The sequence below is a fragment of the Scleromatobacter humisilvae genome, assembly GCF_023231945.1.
GTDB classification, from domain to species: domain Bacteria; phylum Pseudomonadota; class Gammaproteobacteria; order Burkholderiales; family Burkholderiaceae_C; genus Scleromatobacter; species Scleromatobacter humisilvae.
This window is the reverse complement of sequence record NZ_JAJLJH010000001.1, coordinates 49,262-68,298: the sequence shown is the minus strand read 5'-3', so window position 1 is coordinate 68,298 and position 19,037 is coordinate 49,262. Positions and strand designations below refer to the sequence as shown.

At 71.2% G+C, this 19,037-nt stretch carries 17 protein-coding genes; 8 read left to right on the top strand and 9 right to left on the bottom strand.

Going from position 1 to position 19,037, the window contains the following annotated elements; genetic code table 11:
• Positions 1-2: 2 nt before the first annotated feature.
• The 7 genes from LPC04_RS00325 to kefF form a co-directional block, all read right to left on the bottom strand.
• Positions 3-1,160, bottom strand: coding sequence for an efflux RND transporter periplasmic adaptor subunit (locus LPC04_RS00325; RefSeq protein ID WP_275680182.1), 1,158 nt, complete (start codon positions 1,158-1,160; stop codon positions 3-5).
• Positions 1,161-1,233: 73 nt separating this feature from the next.
• Entirely contained in the window at positions 1,234-2,766 is a 1,533-nt protein-coding gene (locus tag LPC04_RS00320; protein ID WP_275680181.1) for an efflux transporter outer membrane subunit, read from the bottom strand.
• Positions 2,767-3,117: 351 nt separating this feature from the next.
• Positions 3,118-3,552, bottom strand: coding sequence for a DUF1841 family protein (locus LPC04_RS00315; protein WP_275680180.1), 435 nt, complete (start codon positions 3,550-3,552; stop codon positions 3,118-3,120).
• Positions 3,553-3,597: 45 nt separating this feature from the next.
• Positions 3,598-5,073: a sensor histidine kinase gene (locus LPC04_RS00310; RefSeq protein ID WP_275680179.1), complete on the bottom strand. Its 1,476-nt coding sequence runs from the start codon at positions 5,071-5,073 to the stop codon at positions 3,598-3,600.
• Positions 5,074-5,137: 64 nt separating this feature from the next.
• Positions 5,138-5,803: a response regulator gene (locus LPC04_RS00305; protein ID WP_275680178.1), complete on the bottom strand. Its 666-nt coding sequence runs from the start codon at positions 5,801-5,803 to the stop codon at positions 5,138-5,140.
• Positions 5,804-5,918: 115 nt separating this feature from the next.
• Positions 5,919-7,808 carry a glutathione-regulated potassium-efflux system protein KefC gene (gene kefC, locus LPC04_RS00300; RefSeq protein ID WP_275680177.1) on the bottom strand — a complete coding sequence of 630 codons (1,890 nt, stop codon included), beginning with the start codon at positions 7,806-7,808 and terminating at the stop codon, positions 5,919-5,921.
• Positions 7,809-8,417 (bottom strand): glutathione-regulated potassium-efflux system oxidoreductase KefF, encoded by a 609-nt coding sequence (gene kefF, locus LPC04_RS00295; protein ID WP_275680176.1) that lies wholly within the window; start codon positions 8,415-8,417, stop codon positions 7,809-7,811.
• A gap of 74 nt (positions 8,418-8,491) precedes the next feature.
• Between kefF and LPC04_RS00290 the strand changes: the two genes are divergently transcribed.
• The 7 genes from LPC04_RS00290 (at position 8,492) to LPC04_RS00260 (ending at position 16,642) form a co-directional block, all read left to right on the top strand.
• Positions 8,492-9,133, top strand: coding sequence for a ParA family protein (locus LPC04_RS00290; protein ID WP_275680175.1), 642 nt, complete (start codon positions 8,492-8,494; stop codon positions 9,131-9,133).
• On the top strand, positions 9,130-9,579 hold the full coding sequence (locus LPC04_RS00285; RefSeq protein WP_275680174.1) for a MaoC family dehydratase: 450 nt from the start codon (positions 9,130-9,132) through the stop codon (positions 9,577-9,579). The genes LPC04_RS00290 and LPC04_RS00285 overlap by 4 nt, the downstream gene beginning before the upstream one ends.
• Before the next feature lie 159 nt (positions 9,580-9,738).
• Entirely contained in the window at positions 9,739-10,440 is a 702-nt protein-coding gene (locus LPC04_RS00280) for a response regulator (protein WP_275680173.1), read from the top strand.
• A gap of 240 nt (positions 10,441-10,680) precedes the next feature.
• The gene (locus LPC04_RS00275; RefSeq protein WP_275680172.1) at positions 10,681-12,258 is read left to right on the top strand and encodes a B12-binding domain-containing radical SAM protein; all 1,578 of its coding nucleotides are present in this window, start codon (positions 10,681-10,683) and stop codon (positions 12,256-12,258) included.
• Positions 12,255-14,150 carry an ATP-binding protein gene (locus LPC04_RS00270; protein WP_275680171.1) on the top strand — a complete coding sequence of 632 codons (1,896 nt, stop codon included), beginning with the start codon at positions 12,255-12,257 and terminating at the stop codon, positions 14,148-14,150. Before LPC04_RS00275 ends, LPC04_RS00270 begins: the two co-directional genes overlap by 4 nt.
• A gap of 9 nt (positions 14,151-14,159) precedes the next feature.
• On the top strand, positions 14,160-16,181 hold the full coding sequence (locus LPC04_RS00265) for a hypothetical protein (protein WP_275680170.1): 2,022 nt from the start codon (positions 14,160-14,162) through the stop codon (positions 16,179-16,181).
• The gene (locus LPC04_RS00260) at positions 16,178-16,642 is read left to right on the top strand and encodes a hypothetical protein (RefSeq protein ID WP_275680169.1); all 465 of its coding nucleotides are present in this window, start codon (positions 16,178-16,180) and stop codon (positions 16,640-16,642) included. The genes LPC04_RS00265 and LPC04_RS00260 overlap by 4 nt, the downstream gene beginning before the upstream one ends.
• On the opposite strand, the gene LPC04_RS00255 is transcribed toward LPC04_RS00260, so the two are convergent.
• Positions 16,617-17,513 carry a LysR family transcriptional regulator gene (locus tag LPC04_RS00255; RefSeq protein ID WP_275680168.1) on the bottom strand — a complete coding sequence of 299 codons (897 nt, stop codon included), beginning with the start codon at positions 17,511-17,513 and terminating at the stop codon, positions 16,617-16,619. The two genes, LPC04_RS00260 and LPC04_RS00255, sit on opposite strands and share 26 nt — an antisense overlap.
• A gap of 103 nt (positions 17,514-17,616) precedes the next feature.
• Here LPC04_RS00255 and bla point away from each other — a divergent pair, with 103 nt between their 5' ends.
• Complete coding sequence (bla, locus tag LPC04_RS00250) at positions 17,617-18,525, top strand: class A beta-lactamase (RefSeq protein ID WP_275680167.1); 909 nt, start codon at positions 17,617-17,619, stop codon at positions 18,523-18,525.
• Here bla and LPC04_RS00245 read toward each other — a convergent pair.
• Positions 18,511-19,026 carry a hypothetical protein gene (locus tag LPC04_RS00245; protein WP_275680166.1) on the bottom strand — a complete coding sequence of 172 codons (516 nt, stop codon included), beginning with the start codon at positions 19,024-19,026 and terminating at the stop codon, positions 18,511-18,513. The two genes, bla and LPC04_RS00245, sit on opposite strands and share 15 nt — an antisense overlap.
• Positions 19,027-19,037 lie beyond the last annotated feature (11 nt).

Below are 19,037 nucleotides of genomic sequence, written 5' to 3'. Positions count from 1 at the left end.
CCTCAATGTTCCTGCGGGGTGGGATTCGGACTGTTGGCGGGGACGATCTTGTTGTCGATCGTGATCCACGTGCCGTTCTTCAGCTTGACCTGACCGCTGCTGACGACCGTCTGGCCTTCCTTCAGGCCGCTGAGGATCGCGACCTGGTCGCCGCGCGTCTCGCCCGTGGTGACGAAGGCCTGCTGCACGAAGTAGCCCGACGAGGCAGCCGGTGCAGGCGCCGACGCCGCCTTGGCGGCAGCGGCCGCCTCGGCGGCGGTCTGCACGACGAACACCGTCGAGCCGTACGGGTTGTACGTGATCGCGGTCTGCGGCAGCGTCAGGTAGTGCTTCTTGTCGCCGACGTCCACGGCGGCGTTGGCGAACATGCCGGGCAGCATCTGGCGCTTCGGGTTCGGGAACGTCGCCTCGACGACGACGTTGCGCGTCGTCGTGTCGACCTTCGGGCTGATCGCGGTGATCTTGCCGGGGAACTGCACGCCGGGGAAGCCGTCGGTGGTGACGTTGACGACCTGGCCCACCGCCAAATTGCCGACTTCCTTCTGCGGCAGGTTGAAGTCCACGTAGATCGGGTCGATCGTCTGCAGCGTCACGATCTTGTCGCCCGGGTTGACGTACTGGCCGGGGTTGACCGTGGTGATGCCCAGCTTGCCGGAGAACGGCGCGCGGATCGTCTTCTTGTCGATGATGGCCTTCTGCTGATCGGCCAGTGCACGCTTGCTCTTGAGGTCGGCGGCATCGGCATCGACCTGGGCCTGCGCGATCGCCTGCGCGTCGAATTGCGCCTTGTCGCGCTTCAGGACGGTGCCCGACAGCTCGGCGGCCGCTTCCAGCGCGGCGAGCTGCGCCTTGTCGGAATCGGCGTTGAGTTCGACGAGGATGTCGCCCTTCTTCACGTCCTGGCCCGACTTGAAATGGATCTCGCGCACGAGGCCCGCGATCTCGGTTGTGACGTCGACGCCGCGCACCGGCGTGACGCTGCCGACGGCCGCCAGCGTGGGCTGCCATTCCTGCGACGTGACCTTGATGGCCGTCACCGTCTGCGGGAACGGCTTCGGTGCCGATGCGATCAGCGTCCTGATGTGCATGATGAATCCCCCGATCAGGACCAGCAACAGCACCACAATCCCGCCAATCATGATGAGCATCCGCTTCGTCATGTTCTCACTCCAGATTTCGTGTTCGATGTTCGTCGCGGCCGCCGCAACCGGCGGACGCAGGATGTTGTCGTGGTCAGTGCGACGCCGAGGACGCACTCGCCGCCGAGGCCACCGCGTCCGGCGCGTTCCACCAGCCGCCGCCCAGCGCCTGGAACAGCGCCGCGGTGTCGGTGAAGCGCGCCGCGCGCGCCTGCACCAGCGCCACGCGCGTGCTCAGGTAAGTGCGCTGCGCGTCGAGCGAGGCGAGGTAGCTCACCGCGCCGAGCTGATACTGCCGCTCGACGAGCCTCAGCGCCTCGTTGGCCAGGCGCTCGGCGTCGGCGGTGGCGGTGACCTCGTCGGCGTCGGTGTCGACCGCGCGCAGCGTGTTGGCCACGTTGAGGAAGGCATTGAGCACCGTGCTCTGGTACTGCGCCTGCGCGGCGTCGTACGCGGCAACGGAGGCCCGCTTCCTGGCCTGCAGCGCGCCGCCGTTGAAGATCGGCTGCACCAGGCCGCCCACCAGGCTCCAGCCGGTGGTGCCGGTGTCGAACAGGCGGCCGAGCTTGAAGCTCTCGCGGTCGACACTGCCGCTCAGCGTGATGTTCGGATAGAGCGCCGCGGTGGCCACGCCGATCTGCGCGCTCGCCTCGTGCAGCTGCGCCTCGCTGGCGCGGATGTCCGGGCGCTGGCGCACCAGCGCGGAGGGCACGCTGACCGGCAGGTCGCGCGGCAGCGTCAGCGAGTCGATGTCGAAGGTGGGCAGGCCGTCGTCGCCGGGCAGGCGTCCGGCCAGCACGGCGAGCTGGTGGCGCGTCTGCGCCAGCGCCTTCTCGAGCGGCGGGATCTGCGCCTGCTGCTGCGCGATCAGCGTCTGCTGCTGCAGCAACGCGCCGCGGGCGAGGGCGCCGAGGCGCACCTGCGCGTCGATCACCTTGAGCGACCGGTTGGCGTTGTCGACGACGTCGCGCGTGACCTGCAGCTGCGCGCGCAGCGAGGCTTCCTGGATCGCGGTGGCGACCACGCTGGACGTCAGGCTCAGCCAGGTGGCCTCGACCTGGAAGCGCTGGTAGTCGATGGCCGCGCGCACGCCTTCGAGCTCGCGCTTGTTGCCGCCGAACACGTCCAGCGTGTACGAGACGTCGAGCGCCGCCGTGAACAGGTTGGCCGTGTAGCCCGCCGGGATGCCCTCGCCCTGGGCGACGGGATAGCGCTGGCGCGCGCCCTGCAGCTGGCCGCTGACCGACGGGAACACCTTCGAGCCGTAGTCGGCGCGGTAGTTCTCCTCGGCCTGGCGCAGCGTGGCCTGCGCCGCGGTCACCGTGGGGCTGTGCGCCAGCGCCGACTGCACGAGCGCGTTGAGCGCCGGCGACTGGAAGGCCTCCCACCACGTGGCGGAGATGTCCTGCCCGTCGACGAAGTGCTGCGGCACGTAGGCCGGGCTCGGATTGCTGGCCGCCATCGCTGGCAGCGGCGCCGGCGTGTACGGATGGCTCGCGTCGGCCACCTTGGGCGCCTCCGGCGCGTGGAAGTCGGGCCCGACGGCACATGCCGACAAGGCCAGGCCGACGGCGATGCTCAAGGCGCTGCTGCGCCAGGGCGGACGTCGGAGGATGTCGTTGATCATTCCTGCTCCTCGTTATTCGTGGCCGTCCAGCCTCACGGCGCGAACGATCAGCGGGGCATGGTAGTCGGGTTTTCCCGCTCGAAAACTATTCCCCCAAGAAATTACTGCCTATGCAATCATTGCCAACGCGCCTTTTGGTTCTGTGAACAAAAAGGGCCGCACGAATGCATGTCATCAGCCGATGACGTTAACATGGGCTTAATTCGGAGAGAAGTGCCAAGGGGTCCAACGCCCGAAATCGGGCGTCGAACAGCCGCTGGTCGCGCCTTGTCGACGTCTCCGGCGGGCGCAAGCATCGCCCGTGCCGACTTACAGGACTCTTTCACGGGCTGACGATCGCCCGCAGGCGGTTCAGTCGCGCGTGGCCTTGCGACGCACGCAGTCCAGGTACTGGTGCCCGTCCGGCGGCAGGCCGCTGCGCTGCGACTGCCAGATCATCTCGCCGAGGCAATCCATCGCCGCGTGGTGCGCGTCGTGCAGCGACTGCTTGCGCGCCGCCAGCAGCTCCACCGCCTGGCGGATGCCGCTGGGCTGGTCGATGCTGCACTGCTCGCTGATCGTCAGGTGCATCGCCAGGTGCAGGAACGGGTTGGTGCGGCCATCCTCGACGTCGAACACGGCGGCCAGCGCGGCGTCGACGTCGGCCAGGTCGGCGTGGTACTCGGGATGCTCCGCGATCCATTGCGAGGCGAGGATCTGGATCGGCGACAGCGGCGCGCCGCTGGCGGCGAGCGCGTGGGTCTCGCAGAAGAAACGACGGACGTCGTGCTGGGACGGCTGGAACATGCCGCGATTGTCGCAAGAAGCGGCGACCGCGCGTCGGTGCAGGGTCTACGCGCGCGCCCCGCGCGGGACGCGCGCGGACGCGTCCAGCGGCGCGAAGGTCACGCGCACCTTCAGCCCGATGCCGCCCGGGCCGTCGAGCAGCTCGGCGAGCGCGCCGTGGTGGCCCGCGATGTCGCGCACGATGGACAGGCCCAGCCCGCTGCCGGTGCCGCCCGCGTTGCCGCGCTGGAAGCGCTCGAACGCGCGCTCGCGATCCTGCACGGGGATGCCGGGGCCGTTGTCCTCGACCTCGAGGACCGCGCGTGCCGGCGCGCGCGCCGAGGTGCCGGTGCGGATCGTGACGCGCGCGCCGGGGCCGGCGTAGTTGATCGCGTTGTCCAGCAGGTTGGCGAGCATCTCGCGCAGCAGGAAGCCGTGGCCGTCGACGCGCGCGCTCTCGAGCTCGAAGCCGAGGTCGACCCCTGCGTCCATCGAGCGCGCGACCCATTCCTCGGCGGCCTCGGTGGCGATCTGCTTGAGGTCGAAGCGTTCCATCGCGGAGTTGTGGCGCTCGTGCTCGGCGCGCGCCTGCGACAGCAACTGGTTGGCCAGCCGCGCCGCGCGCGTGGTGGCGATGTGCAGACGGCGCAGCAGGCCCTCGAGCTGCGGCGGATGCGACTCCAGCAGCGCCAGCTCGGTCTCCGTGCGCAGCACCGTCAGCGGCGTGCGCAGCTGGTGCGCCGCGTCGGCGATGAAGGCCTTCTCCGCGGCCGATGCGGTGACCACGCGCGCGAACAGGTCGTTCAACGCCGTGACCAGCGGCGCGACCTCGCGCGGGATATCCGGCCGGACGACCGGCCCGAGGTGCTCCGGCGAGCGCTGCTCGATGTCCTTGCTGAGGCGCTCGACCGGCTTCAGGCTGCGCACGATCGCGAGCCAGCCCAGGGCCGCGAGCACGAGCGCCTCGACGAGCATCGCCGACGACGCCGCCGCCAGCACCTGCTGCGCGACGCCGCGGCGCTTGTTGAGCGTCTCCGACACGCGCGCCTCGCACAGCCCCGCGATGCGATCCGCGCCGGCCGGCACGCAGGCCCAGCTGTGCAGCGCGACGCGCACCGGCTGGCCGTTGTAGCTGGAGTCGAAGAAGCGCCAGTCGACCGCCGACGGCGGCCCGCCCAGCGTGGCCAGCCGGCGATCGCCGCCCAGCACGCGGCCGTCCGGACCGAGTGCGACCCAGTGCACTTCGTCGTAGCGATCGGCGCTGAGTGCGCTGTCGAGCTCGGGCGACATGGCCAGCGTGAGCGTGCCGGCGTTGAGCCTGACCAGTCTCTCCAGCGCCAGGGCCGTGCCATCGAGCGCGTGGTCGAGCGAATCGAGCGCCGGGGCGAGCGCCAGCCGGTAGAACAGGAAGGCCGTGGCCGGCACCAGCAGCGCCAGCGGAAGCACCAGCCACATCACGAGCGAGCGGCGAATGCTGGGGCGCGCGTCGATGCGCAACAGGGCGCGCGGGCCGCGGGCGGTGGAAGCGGAAGGGGCGGTCACGGGCGGGTCGCGTTCACGACGCGAAAGTCATGCGCGAGTATCGCCCAGCCCCTGCAGACGCCTTTCAGGCCTCTTCGAGCAGGTAGCCGAAGCCCCGGATCGTGCGGATCTTCAGGCCGGCCGGCTCCAGCTTGGAGCGCAGGCGCGAGACGTGCACCTCGATCGCATTGTCGGAGGTCGTGCCGTCCCAGTTGGAGATCGCCGCGATGATCTGCTCCTTGGCGACGATCTTGCCGGTGCGGCTCAGCATGAACTGCAGGATCGACCACTCGCGGCCGGCCAGCGCGAGCTCCTGCTCGCCGATGTAGGCACGCCGCGCCTCGAGATCCATGCGCAGGTTGCCCAGGCTCAGCACGCTGCCGCCGCGCGCCTGGTTGCGGCGCACCAGCGCGCGCGAGCGGGCCACCAGCTCGCTGAGCGCGAAGGGCTTGACGAGGTAGTCGTCGGCGCCGCTCTCGAGGCCGCGCACGCGGTCCTCGATGGCGTCTCGCGCGGTCAGCATCAGCACCGGCAGGTCGGAGCCTTGCGCGCGCACGCGGCGCAGCGTCTCGAAGCCGTCGATGCCGGCCAGGCCGACGTCGAGGATCAGCAGGTCGTACGGATCCTGCCGCACCGACACGGCCACGGGCTCGCCGCGCTCCGTGCAGTCGACGACCCAGCCCTGGGAACGCAGGGCGCGCGCGGTGGAATCGGAAAGAAGGGGGTCGTCTTCGACAAGAAGGATGCGCACGGGCGGCACTCCGATGGGAGCGATGGGAGGTGGGGATCGGTTGATCATCGAAGGGCAGGCTCAGGCTTCGCTTAACGATACCTGAGACCAACCTTGCGAGCCAGGCGAGGCGATCTCAGCGTTCCGATGGACTCTTGGTCGCGGGCGCCACCTCGTCGAAATCCTCTTCGGTCGAATGCGACGTGTCCCAGTTCGGCGCGACCGGCGGATGATCGAGCCGCTCCTTCGCGAACAGCTGCTCCAGCTGCTGGCGGCCGGCGCGCGCCAGCGAGACGAGCTTCGATTCGTCGCGGAAGTGCGGCGCGAGTTCGTGCAGCTGCTGCACCGAGTGGCGGCGGAAGCGCATCGCCAGCGTGCGCGCGCGGTGCGGCTCGTAGCCCATCGCCTCGAGCGCGCTGCGTCCGCTCATCAGCGCGGCGTCCAGCGTCTCGCGCTCGATGAACTTCACGCCGCGCTCGTTGAGCTGGTACCAGTGCTGCACGTTGCGGGCGCGTGCGACGATCGTCAGGTTCGGGAAGTTCTCGCGCGCGATGTCCACCAGCTCGAGGCTGGGCTCGATCCCGTCGACGGCCACCACCAGCACGTGCGCGCTCGCGGCGCCGGCGATGCGCAGCAAGTCGAGCCGCGTCGCGTCGCCGTAGTGCACGCGGAAGCCGAACTTGCGCAGCGACTCGACCTGCTCGGCGTCGTGCTCCAGCACCGTCGACTTGATGCCGTTGGCGTACAGCAGGCGGCCGATGATCTGGCCGTAGCGGCCGAAGCCCGCGATGATCACCGGCGCGTCCTGCGGCTCGGCGATCTCGGACAGCTTCACGCGCGGGCTGAACTTCGTCAGGAACGGGATCCACCAGCGGTCCGCGACGAGGATCAGCAACGGCGTCAGCAGCATCGACAGCGTGATGGCGGCGGTCAGCACGCCGGCCTCGTCGGCCGCGATCACCTGCTGGCCCTGCGCCGCCTGCAGCACGACGAAGCCGAACTCGCCGCCCTGCGCGAGCAGCAGCGTGAAGATCGGCCGCTCCAGCCGCGGGATCGGGATGCCGATCTCCATGCCCCACAGCACCAGCGTCTTGACGACGAGGAAGCCGGCGACGATGGCCGCCACCTGCCACGGATGGTGGATCACGACGCCCACGTCGATGCCCATGCCCACCGCGATGAAGAACAGCCCGAGCAGCAGGCCCTTGAACGGCTCGATGTCGGTCTCCAGCTCGCGCCGATACTCGCTCTCGGCGAGCAGCACGCCGGCGAGGAAGGCGCCGAGCGCCATCGACAGCCCGACGGCCTGCATCAGCGACGCGGTGCCCACGACCAGGCCCAGCGCCGCGGCGGTGAAGATCTCGGGCGTCTGGCTGCGCGCGATGAAGCGCAGCGCGGGCCGCAGCAGCAGCCGGCCGCCCAGCACGATGACGGCGATCATGCCGAACGCGCGCGCGGCGGCCATCATCGGATGGCCCGCGTCGGCGCCTGCGACGCGGTCGGGCGCCATCAGCGGAATCAGCGCGAGCAGCGGGATCGCGGCGATGTCCTGGAACAGCGACACGCTCAGGACCGACTGGCCCACCGTCGTCTGCAGGATGTTGCGCTCGTTGAGCGTGGCCAGGCCGATCGCCGTCGACGACATCGCCAGCGCCGCCCCGGCGACGACCGCCAGCTGCCAGCCGTCCGGCCAGAACCCCATGCAGGCCCAGCCGATCGCGGCGATCAGCGCGAGGCTGCCGATCAGCTGCACCGTGCCCCAGCCGAAGATCGGGCGGCGCATCGCCCACAGGCGCTTGGGCTCCAGCTCCAGGCCGATCAGGAACAGCATCAGCACGACGCCGAATTCGGCCAGGTCGACGATCTGCGACGGATCGGTCACCAGCCGCAGGCCCCACGGCCCGATCGCGAAGCCGGCGCCGAGGTAGCCGATGATCGCGCCCAGCCCCAGGCGGCGCGCCAGCGGCACGAAGATGACCGCCGCGGCGAGGTAGGTGAGAGCGAGCGTGGTCCAGTGGCTGTGCATCTAGTCGTCCGTCGTGATGCGGCGTTCGTCGGCGCCGACGTCGGGCAGCGCGGCGACCCCGTCGGCGCGCGCCTCGCCGGCGAGCGCGAGCAGGCGCTCCGCGAAGGCGTGCGCGTGGGCGTGCACCTCGTGGGGCTCGGCCTTGTGCGCGCCGTAGAACACCTGCGGCTCGAGGAAGCGCATGCCGACGAGTTCGGCCGTCTGCTGGTAGGCCGGCAGGAAGCTCTCGAACGCGTGGCGGTTGCTGCCGGCCTCGCGGTACGAGGTCTCGCTGCCGCCGGCCGACACCACGAGCCACAGGCACTTGCCCGCCAGCGCGCGCCCGCCCGGCCCGTAGGCCCAGCGGAAGGCCAGCACCTCGTCGACCCACAGCTTCATCAGCGCCGGCATCGAGTACCACTGCACGGGATGCAGCCAGACGACCGTGCGCGCGTGCGCCAGCGCGGCCTGCTCGGCCTCGACGTCGATGACGTAGTCGGGATAGAGCGCGTAGAGATCGCGCACTTCGACGGCGTCGGACGGCAGCAGCCGGGCCTGCGCGGCCAGCGTGCGGTTGACGCGCGAACGCGCGATGTCGGGGTGGGCGACCAGCACCAGAACGTCTGCCATGGGGCGCATTGTGGCGGGTTCGGTAACATCGGGGCGTCCCGTCGAGCTAGAACAACACACCGGAGAGAACGCGCATGTCGGTCATCGTCGTTGCAAATCCCAAGGGTGGAGTGGGCAAGAGCACGCTTGCCACGCAGATATCGGGCTACCTCGCGTCGCAGGGCAGGGTGGTCACGCTGGGCGACCTCGACCGCCAGCAGTCCTCGCGCCAGTGGCTGGACATCCGGCCCGCGCACCTGCGGCGCATCCTGCCTTGGGAGATCTCGCGCGACGAGATCGCCAAGCCGGCCAAGGGCGCCACCGACGCCGTCGTCGACACCCCCGCCGGCCTGCACGGCAACCGGCTCGACGCCGCGCTGAAGGTGGCCGACGTGGTCGTCGTGCCGCTGCAGCCGAGCCTGTTCGACATGCAGGCCACGTACGCCTTCCTGCAGGAGTTGCGCGAGCACAAGCGCGCCGGCAAGGTGCGCATGGGCCTGGTGGGCATGCGCGTCAAGGAGCACACGATCGCGCTGGAACGCTTCCAGGAATTCGTCGGCACGCTGGGCATCCCGCTCATCACCACGTTGCGCGACACCCAGAACTACGTGCACCTGGCCGCGCACGGCCTGACGCTGTTCGACGTCGCGCCGGGCAAGGTCGAGCGCGACCTGGCGCAGTTCGAGCCGCTGGGGCGCTGGCTGACGCAGCCGGCCAAGGCCGTGCCGCTCGAATGAACGCCTACCTCCTGGCCGACCTGGCGGCCCTCGAAGGCCGGGAGATCGGCCGCAGCGACTGGGTCGTCGTCGAGCAATCGAACATCGACCAGTTCGCGCAGGCCACGCGTGACGAGCAGTGGATCCACGTCGACCCGGCGCGCGCCGCGGCCGGCCCGTTCGGCACGACGGTGGCGCACGGCTTCCTGACGCTGTCGCTGGTGTCGCACCTGTTCTCCGACGCCGTGGCGTTCGAGGACGTGCGCCTGAGCATCAACTACGGCCTCAACCGCGTGCGCTTCCCGTCGCCGGTGCCGGTGGGCAGCCGGCTGCGCGCGCTGTGCGTGCTCGATGCGTTCGAGGCCATCGCCGGCGGTGCGCAATTGACAGTGACGATCACCCTCGAGCGCGAGGGCAGCGCGAAGCCGGCCTGCGTGGCCGAGTGGGTGACGCGGCACTTCACCTGAGCCGCGGCGAGGCGTCGACTCGGCAGTCGTTTTCCCTGCCCCCCCCATCGGGGGGTCGGCAAAGCCGGGTGTAGTCGATAGGATCGCGCCGAGGAGTGCGTCGTCCCGCGCGTCGGGACGAACCAGGGATAGCGATAACGAGAGTCGGAGCGGATATTCATGAAGGTGTTGCTGGTCGATGACCACCCGTTGATCCTGTCGGCGCTGCAGGCGATGATCCAGGAGCTGGATCCGGACGTGAGGGTCACGGCCGTGGGCAGTGCCGGCGCGGCGCGTTCCGCGCTCGCCGCCGACGCCAACTTCGACCTCGTGCTGCTGGACCTGCAACTGGGCGACGCCAGCGGCTTCGACGTGCTCGTCGAGATGCGCAAGGCCCACCCGGCGTTGCCGGTGGTGGTGATCTCGGCGTCCGACCGCGCCAGCGACGTCATCCAGGCGATCGACCTCGGCGCGATGGGCTTCGTGCCCAAGCGGGCCTCCAACGACACGCTGGTCGAGGCGCTGCGCCTCGTGATGGCCGGCGGCATCTACGTGCCGGCGATGCACCTGGGCAGTTCGCAAGGGCCGGCCAGCCGCGCGGCGTCGCCCGCGATCCCGGCCGCCGAGACGGCGACCTACCAGGTCACGCCGTCGTTCGAGGAACTGGGCCTGACGCCGCGCCAGGCCGACGTGCTCACGCAGCTGCTGCAGGGCAAGCCCAACAAGGAAATCGCGCGCCGCCTGGGCCTGTCGGTCGAGACGGTCAAGGATCACGTGCAGGCGGTGCTGCGCGCGCTGGGGGTCAGCTCGCGCACGCAGGCCGTGCTGGCGGTCAGCCAGATGACGCAGCAGCGCCTCGAGCGCCGCGCCGTTCCCCGCTAGAGGATGTCGGCCCCCTCGCTCCTTCCGTCGCTGCCCCCCGAGGGGGAGCTCGGTTCGGCTCGAGAAATGCGGGCCCCCTCGCTCCTCCCGTCGCTGCCCCCCGAGGGGGAGCTCGGTTCGGCTCGAGAAATGCGGGCCCCCTCGCTCCTCCCGTCGCTGCCCCCCGAGGGGGAGCTCGGTTCGGCTCGGATGTGATCCTCGCTTCCCGAGGGTCTCGGTGGTGGAAGGTCCACTGACTGCATGCGCGTCGCGATCATCTCCGTCTTCGTCGACTACCACCGGCGCGGCCAGCACCATCGTGGCGTGCTGCAGCCGCAGGTAGGGCCGCTGATCGCCGCGCTGCTGCCCGATTCGGCCGACATCGACATCGTCAACGACACCTGGATCGACCCGGACTGGAGCAAGTCCTACGACCTCGTGTTCCTGTCGTGCATGCACGCCGAGTTCGACCGCGCGCGCCAGATCGCGCACTACTGGCGCCGGCGCGGCGCGCAGGTGGTGATCGGCGGCTCGATGGCGTCGATGTATCCGCACCTGTGCGCGCCGTGGTTCGACGCGGTCGTCGTGGGCGATCCCGAGGACACCGTGCCGCACGTCTACGAGGACGCCTCGCGCCGCCAGCTGCAGCGCCTGTACCGCTCGGGCGGCGACGCGTCCGCGCGCGCGCCCACGCCGCTGGTGCATCGCGTGGCCGACCAGCAGATCTTTCCGCTCGCACTCGAAGTGACGCGGGGCTGTCCCTACACCTGCGACTTCTGCGTGCTCACCGGCATGGGCACGCGCTTCGACACGCGCCCGACCTCGCGCGTCGAGCACGACCTGGTGACGCTGCGCGAGGCGCTCAAGGGCCGTGTCACCGGCCCGCTGAAGAACAAGCGCCGGCGCATGGCGATGTTCTACGACAACAACATCGCCGGCAACCTCGGCTACCTGCGCCAGCTGTGCGAGGTCACCGAGCGGCTGGGCCTCGAGTGGGCGAGCTCGGTCACGTTCAACGTGCTGACCAACAAGGCGCTGATGCAGCGCATGTTCGACAGCGGCTGCCGCGCGCTCTACGTCGGCCTGGAGACGTTCAACCCGGCCGCGCTCGACGACTTCAACAAGCCGCAGAACCGCCTGCCGCTGATCAAGCGCGCGCTCGACGATGCGCGCGAGATCGGCATCCTCGTCACCGCGGGCATGATCCTCAGCCCGCAGCACGACGACATCGCCTACATCCGCTCGCTGCCCGCGCGGCTGCGCGAGAGCGGGCTGCACATCCCGACCTTCCTCGCGTTCGAGACGCCGTTCCCCGGCACGCCGTACTTCCACCGGCTGGCCGCGCAGAACAACGGGCGCCTGGAGCGCGGCGAGCGCGCGCTGTTCCTGCCGAACGCGCTGCTGCGCGACTTCACGTCGTACACGCTGGTCGTCGAGCCCACGCATGCGCCGGCGCAGGACTACATCGAGGCCTACAAGGCCACCGTCGACGAGATCTACGCGCCGCGCCGCAAGCTCGCCAAGCTGATGCACGACCTGCCGTCGTTCGCGCGCCGCCGCGCCTGGACCAGCGCCATGCTGGACCTCGGCGACACGATCACCGGCGGCCTGCCGCGCGCGAAGGGCCGCACCTACCTCGCCGGCACCGACCTCGCGCCGCCGGAGCGCGTGCCGCTCACCGAGGCCGACTTCGCGGATGAGGCCGAGGCCGCCGCGATGCTGGCGCCCACCGCCGTGACGGATGCGTCGGGCCGCCTGTTGCCACAATGGGCGCCTCCGGACGAGTCGCTGCGACCCGTCGCTCCTCCTCGCAAGAAGAAAACGGTCGTGGTCTCATGAAGCGCGAAGATTCGCCCTCGTCCATCCTGACGCTGCCCAACGACGCGCTGTTCGAGCCGCGCGCGCCGATGCCCTCCGCGACGGCCGCCGGCGACGACGCCGAGCTGGTCGTCGGCCAGATCGACCCGCTGATCGACCAGGTCGACAACCTGCATGCGTTTGCGCGCACCGGCCTGGTCGGCAACACCGTGGGCGCGGGCGTGATCGTCGCGCTCTACCACCAGGCGGTGCCGCTGCTCACGATGACCGTGTGGGCGATCCTGTTCGCCGCCGCGCTGGTGCTGCGCGCCGTGCTCACCGTCACCTACCTGCGGCGCTGGCGCGGATCGTCGGCGCTGCTGCGCAGCTGGCGCAACCGCTACCTCACCGGCGTGCTGGCCACCGGCGCGATGTGGGGGCTGTCGGTGTGGCTGTTCTATCCGTTCGGCGGCAACCTGGAGCGCACCGCGCTGCTGCTGACCGTCTACAGCTTCTGCATCTCCGCGGTGCCGGCGCTGGCCACGCAGTTCGGCGCCTTCATCGCCTTCGTCGCGCTGACGTTCGTGCCGATGATCCTGCGCATCGCGCTGCTGCCCGACCACGACGGCTGGACGCTCGCCGCCATCCTGTTCCTGATCTTCGGCATCACCGTGATGCTCGGGCGCGGCTACCAGCGCTCGTTCGCGCGCGTCGTCGCGCTGAAGCAGCGCGGGCTGCAACTGCTGGCGCAGCTGCAGGTCGAGAAGGTCGCCGCCGACCAGGCGCGCCGGGAGGCCGAGACGGCCAACCGCGCCAAGACGCAGTTCTTCGCCGCCGCCAGCCACGACCTGCGCCAGCCGCTGCACGCGCTGGGCCTGTTCGCGGAGGCGCTGCGCCATCGCGTGGGCGCCGACGCGGAGGTGGCACACCTGGTCAACAGCATCAACAGTTCGGTCGACGCGCTCGAGGGGCTGTTCTCCGAGCTGCTGGACATCACCAAGATCGACACCGGCGGCGTCGAGGCGCATCCGGAGAATTTCAGCTGCGAGGCGATGTTCGCGCGCCTGAAGCTGCACTACGAGCCGACCGCGTTCGAGAAGGGCCTCGCGCTGCGCTTCCACGGCGGCAAGCACTTCGGCTACGCCGACCCGCTGCTGCTCGATCGCGTCGTGCGCAACCTGCTGTCCAACGCGATCCGCTACACCAACGACGGCGGCGTCGTGGTGGCGGCGCGCCAGCGCGGGGACAAGCTGCGCTTCGAGGTCTGGGATACGGGTTTGGGTATCCGGCCGCACGAGCAGGAACGCATCTTCGAGGAGTTCTACCAGGTCTCCAACGACGCGCCGCCGCTCGACCCGACGCAGCGCAAGGGCCTGGGCCTGGGCCTGGCGATCGTGCGACGCCTCGCGCGCGTGCTCGACGCGCCGCTGCGCCTGCGCTCGGTGGCCGGCCGCGGCACGATGTTCTCGATCGAGATCCCGCTGGGCCACCGGCCCAAGCCGACCGAGCCGTCGCTGCCGCGCAGCGCGGCGCTGGGGCTGACGCTGGATCGCAAGCTGATCGTGATCGTCGAGGACGACCCGTCGGTGCTGGGCGGCCTGCAGGTGCTGCTCAAGAGCTGGGGCGCGGACGTCGTTGCGTTCGACGGCTACGCGGCCGCCGCCGAGTGGGCCGGCGCCGCCGCGGCGCAGAAGATGATCCGGCCCGACCTGCTGATCGTCGACTTCCGCCTCGAGAGCGGCCACACGGGCCTCGAGGTGATCGATGCGATGCGCGGCGCGTTCGGCAAGTCGCTGCCGGCGGTGATCGTCACCGGCAGCCTGATGTCCAACCAGGAAGGCGAGGCCCAGGCGCACGACTTCCACCTGCTGCTCAAGCCGGTCGTCCCCACCAAGCTGCGCGCGATGATCGCGTTCAAGCTCGGCCAACGCTGAGGAAGAAGAATGACCACCGCTCCCGACTCGACCCCGCGCGCGATGCGCATCGACGGGCCGCTGTCCGCGCGCGCGGTGCTCGACCACTTCAACGAGAAGGGCCGCGGCCTGCTGGGCACCGGCCAGGAGGACGCGGCCGTGCGCATCGCGCAGCTGCTGGCGCACGAGGCCGACCTCAGCGCGGCCTGGGGCGGCCTGCCAGGCACGGATCATCCGCGCCACTGGCAGCCGGCCGTCGGCGACGAGGCGGCGATGAGCGACCGGCGCTCCGAGCATCGGCGCCTCGACGTCCACCTGCCGCTGTGGTGGGCCTGGCCGCTCGCCGTGCGCGATCGCAGGCCGTACCGCATCACGCTGCCGCTGGCAGCCACCCGCGAGGCCCTGGCCGGCCTGGTCGCGCGCAACCTGCCCGGCGCCTGGCTGCATCACACCGTGCACGTGACGCTGGACATCGAGACCCGCGCCTACTGGGGCGTGCGTGGCGCGGTGCACCCGCAGGCGGCCGCGCGTCACGCCTGCGCACAGCGCGGCGACGCGGGCAGCCCTTCGCTGCGGCTGATGACGCTCAAGGACGGGCGCGCCGTCGACACGCCCATGCCCGATCGCCAGGCCGACCCCGACGTCGTGCTGAAGGTGCACCCGGGCGTCGGCTGGCTGGTGGCCGTGCCGGTGCTGCGCTTCGAGCGCGAGCTGACGCGCGCCGAGCGCTGGCAGACCTCGGCGACGCTGTGGTGGCACAAGCTGCTGGGCCGCATCGGCACGCCGTCGCAACGCGATCGCGACCCCACCTTCGCCGCGCGACTGAAGGGCGACGAGGCGTGGTGGACCGAGCAACTGGGCGTGCCGGCCGACACGCGCACGCTGGCGCGCGACGCGAAGCGGGGCGCCTCGCTGCGGCCGGCCAGCCGCCTGGCCACGCAGCCCGCGGAAGGACGCACGCAGGCACAGGTGGTCGTGATCCACGGCGGCCTGAGCTCGGCGCGCAGCTGCTACGAGGCGGCGCTCAACACCAAGGCACGCGCGGTCGCCAAGGCCATCGAGGCCGGGCAGCCGGTGACATCCGGGCCGATCGACCTCCGCGCCGAGCCCGGCAGCAAGGCCGCCGCCGCGAGCCCGATGGCGCGCGAGCTGTCGCTGGCGGCCACCGCGGCGGCGTACGACACGGCGGCGCTGTCCAGCGCGCCGCCGCCCGCGCCGAGCGCGAAGGGTGTCTGGCCCGGCCTGCCCACGCTCGACGAGCGCGCCACCTGGCGCTTCGAGCACGATACCTTCCTGGGTATCGCACAGAACGTGGCCCATCTCGTCGCGGCGGTGCGCAAGCAGTGCATCGCCGGGAGCCCGCGCGGCGCGAGCAGGCACATCGTCCTGGTCGCCCACTCGCGCGGCGGCAACGTCGCGCGCTTCGGCCTGCCGGCGCTGCGCAGGGCCTTCGGCGGCCAGGGCTGGACCTTCGCGGCCGTCACGCTCGGCAGCCCGCACCTGGGCACGCAGGTCTTCGAGCGCGTCGGCCATCGCTGGCACGGCCTGGCGGCGGCCGTGGGCGGCCTGCGCCATCTCGGCGCGCCGTGGATGAACCGCGACACGCTGGCCGAACTCGTCAACCTCGAGCGCGGCCTGGCCTACGACGTGCCGCCCGGCTTCCACGACGTCGAGCCTGCCGGCGTGCTGCGCATGATGCGCGGCCGCCCGGCCACCGAGCTGCCCGAGGGCATGTGGCTGGTCGGCTCGCACTGGGGCCCGGGTTCGGGCGTCGACGAGAAGGCCTGGGACTGGCTGTTCGAGGACGTGATGGGCGCCGAGGAGCAGGGCGACGGCCTGGTGCAGCGGCTGTCGGCGCTCGGCGGCCGCGCCGCCGAGAACGACGCGTTGCGCGCGACGCCCGAGCGCTGCCCGGCGCAGTTCGACGCCTCGCCGGTGTTCCACACGCACTACCTCGTGCACGAGGAGACGCGCACGCAGGTCGCGCGGATGCTGGCGAGCGCGCTGCGCCACGGCAAGGCACCGGAAGTCGCCGCCAGGGAGGCCGCGTGACGCCCGCGCCCGCGCGCGCGGCGCGCCTGGTCGTCCTGGCAGGCGCCGTGGGCGCGACCTGCGACATCGTCTACGCGATCCTGTACTACGGCTGGAAGGGCGTCTCCGCCGAACGCATCCTGCAGACGGTGGCCAGCGGGCTGCTGGGCAAGTCCGCCTACGACGGCGGCTGGCCGGCGGCCGCGCTGGGCCTTGCGCTGCACTACGGCATCGTGATCGTCGCCGCGGCGCTGTTCTTCGGCGTCGCGCGCCGCTGGGCGTGGCTGCGCGACGAGCCGGTCACCGCGGGGCTGGCCTACGGCGTGGCGATCTACGGCGTGATGAACTTCATCGTGCTGCCGCTGTCGGCCTATCCGTATCCGATGCGCTTCCCGTTGCTCACGACGGCCACCGGGCTGCTGGCGCACATGCTCGTGGGCCTGTCGATCTCGCTGGTCACGCGTCGCGCGCACTCGCGCTAGGCGTATTCGCGTCGACGCGGATGCAGGCCTGCAGCCAGTCCGCGAACGTGCGCATCGCGTCGGTCTCGGGCCGTGACTTCAGGCGCGTGAGCCAGTAGCTGCCCAGCGTCACGCCGATGTCGAACGGCTGCACCAGGCGCTCGCTGCGCAGCGCCTCGCCGAACAGCGCGGGCGGCAGCAGCGCCACGCCCGCGCCCTGCGCCGCGGCCTCGGCCATCGTGATCGACGAGTCGAAGATCGTGCCGTGCAGCAGCGGCGGCGCCACGCGGGCCGCGGCGAACCAGCGCGTCCATTCGTCGGCGCGGTACGAGCGAAGCAGCGTCTCGCGCGCGAGGTCGGCGGGCGCGCGCAGGCGGCGCGCGATCGCGGGCGCGCAGACCGGCGACAGCGGCGGCGCGATCAGCGCCTGGGCCTCGGTGCCGTGCCAGGCGCCGTCGCCGAAGCGGATCGCCCAGTCCAGGCCTTCGGCCGCCAGGTCGACGCGGTTGTTGTTGGTCAGCAGGCGCAGCGCGATGGCCGGATGCGCGCGCTGGAACGCCGGGAGCCGGGGCAGCAGCCAGCCGACCGCGAACGTGCCCACCACGGCCACGGTGACGACCTGCCGGTGCAGCCCGCCCTCGAACTGCTCCAGCACCGCGTGCATGCGTTCGAAGCTGTCGCTCAGCAGCGGCAGCAGTGCCTGGCCTTCGTCGGTGAGCGCCAGCCCGCGCGGCAGGCGCCGGAACAGCGGCGTGCCCAGGCGCGCTTCCAGGTTCTTGACCTGCGCGCTGACGGCGTTCTGCGTGACGTGCAGCTCCAGCGCGGCGCGCGTGAAGCTCAGGTGCCGGGCCGCCGCCTCGAAGGCGCGCATCGCGTTCAATGGGAGTTGCATGGCCCAGATTATCTGGGGTCTCGTCCCGAAAATCATCGTTTGATCGACATCGCACGGCTGGCTATCGTGCGGCCTGTCGAATCAATCACGCGAGGAAAAGCAGATGGACAGAAGGCATTTCGGACGGGCGGCGCTGGCGTTGGCCGGCGCATGGCCCGTGGCGCGGGCGCTGGGCTACGACAAGCCAGCCCATGAAAAACTGGGGCCGGAGGCGACGCGGCGCTGGGACGAGATCGAGGCCTCGGTGGGCGGACGGCTGGGTGTCGCCGTGCTGGACACCGCCACCGGCGAGCTCGCCGGACACCGCCTCGACGAGCGCTTCCCGATGTGCAGCACCTTCAAGTTCCTCGCCGCTGCGCTGGTTCTCTCGCGCGTCGACGCCGGCCAGGAGCGGCTGGATCGCCGCATCGTCGTCACGCGCGCCGACCTGCTGAAGTACGCGCCCGTCGCGAGCAGGCACGTCGGCGGCGCCGGCATGACGGTGGCCGAGCTGTGCGACGCGGCGATCACCGTGAGCGACAACACCGCCGCCAACCTGCTGCTGGCCAGCGCGGGCGGCCCGGCGGGCGTGACCGCCTTTGCGCGCCGCATCGGCGACGCCACGACGCGCCTGGACCGCAACGAGCCGTCGCTCAACACCGCGATCCCGGGCGATCCGCGCGACACCTCGACGCCGCGCGCGACGGCGCAGACGCTGCGCAAGGTGCTGCTGGGCGATGCGCTGTCGGAGGCCGGCCGCGCGCAGCTCGTGCGCTGGATGACGGCCAACACCACCGGCGGGCGCCGCCTGCGGGCGGGCGTGCCGTCCGACTGGCGCGTGGCAGACAAGACCGGCACCGGCGATCTCGGCAGCACCAACGACATCGGCGTGCTGTGGCCACCGCGGCGCGCCCCGCTGGTGGTCGTGAGCTACCTCACCGACTGCAAGGCGCCGGCCGACGATCGCGAGGCGGCCCTCGCCGGCGTGGCGCGCAGCGTGACGGGCGGCACCGCGGCCTTACGCGCCTCCTGAGCGCAGCGTCGGCTCGACGCCGCTGGCCGCGCCCGCCGCGCCCCGTCCGGGGACGACGAGCTTGCGGCCGACGGCCTCGTGCGTGGCGTTGTCCTCGATCCAGACCGACGAGGCCTCGGCGTTGACCACGCCATGCAGCGAATACGTCGCGCCGGCCGCCGGCACGAACTCGACGATGCCCTTGGCGCGCATCGGATCCCAGGCCAGGCGGTGCAGCGTGCTGTAGTAGGCCGCGTAGCCCTCGATCTCGACGTGGACCGGCAGGCCCGCCGGCAGCAGCTGCGTGGTGTCGTGGCCGATCAGCTTGACCGGCTGGTCGGTGATCGGCAGCACGTTGCGGCCATCGATGGAGACGACCTGGAACGTGTCGACGCGGTCGCTGTCGACGTCGACGTGCGTGCCGGCCAGCGTCGCGTGCGGCAGCGTCGCGAGGTCGGGCGTGCTCTGGCAAGCGGCGAGCGCCAGGATCAGCGGGGGGATCGTCAGGGCGGCGAGACGCATGGAACGGGTCC

What these genes read in the sequence shown, in the direction of transcription:
- LPC04_RS00325 (WP_275680182.1), bottom strand. Translation starts at nt 1,160, where the DNA reads ATGACGAAGCGGATGCTCATCATGATTGGCGGGATTGTGGTGCTGTTG.
- LPC04_RS00320 (WP_275680181.1), bottom strand. Translation starts at nt 2,766, where the DNA reads ATGATCAACGACATCCTCCGACGTCCGCCCTGGCGCAGCAGCGCCTTG.
- LPC04_RS00315 (WP_275680180.1), bottom strand. Translation starts at nt 3,552, where the DNA reads ATGTTCCAGCCGTCCCAGCACGACGTCCGTCGTTTCTTCTGCGAGACC.
- kefC (WP_275680177.1), bottom strand. Translation starts at nt 7,808, where the DNA reads ATGCACAGCCACTGGACCACGCTCGCTCTCACCTACCTCGCCGCGGCG.
- kefF (WP_275680176.1), bottom strand. Translation starts at nt 8,417, where the DNA reads ATGGCAGACGTTCTGGTGCTGGTCGCCCACCCCGACATCGCGCGTTCG.
- LPC04_RS00290 (WP_275680175.1), top strand. Translation starts at nt 8,492, where the DNA reads ATGTCGGTCATCGTCGTTGCAAATCCCAAGGGTGGAGTGGGCAAGAGC.
- LPC04_RS00285 (WP_275680174.1), top strand. Translation starts at nt 9,130, where the DNA reads ATGAACGCCTACCTCCTGGCCGACCTGGCGGCCCTCGAAGGCCGGGAG.
- LPC04_RS00280 (WP_275680173.1), top strand. Translation starts at nt 9,739, where the DNA reads ATGAAGGTGTTGCTGGTCGATGACCACCCGTTGATCCTGTCGGCGCTG.
- LPC04_RS00275 (WP_275680172.1), top strand. Translation starts at nt 10,681, where the DNA reads ATGCGCGTCGCGATCATCTCCGTCTTCGTCGACTACCACCGGCGCGGC.
- LPC04_RS00270 (WP_275680171.1), top strand. Translation starts at nt 12,255, where the DNA reads ATGAAGCGCGAAGATTCGCCCTCGTCCATCCTGACGCTGCCCAACGAC.
- LPC04_RS00265 (WP_275680170.1), top strand. Translation starts at nt 14,160, where the DNA reads ATGACCACCGCTCCCGACTCGACCCCGCGCGCGATGCGCATCGACGGG.
- LPC04_RS00255 (WP_275680168.1), bottom strand. Translation starts at nt 17,513, where the DNA reads ATGCAACTCCCATTGAACGCGATGCGCGCCTTCGAGGCGGCGGCCCGG.
- bla (WP_275680167.1), top strand. Translation starts at nt 17,617, where the DNA reads ATGGACAGAAGGCATTTCGGACGGGCGGCGCTGGCGTTGGCCGGCGCA.
- LPC04_RS00245 (WP_275680166.1), bottom strand. Translation starts at nt 19,026, where the DNA reads ATGCGTCTCGCCGCCCTGACGATCCCCCCGCTGATCCTGGCGCTCGCC.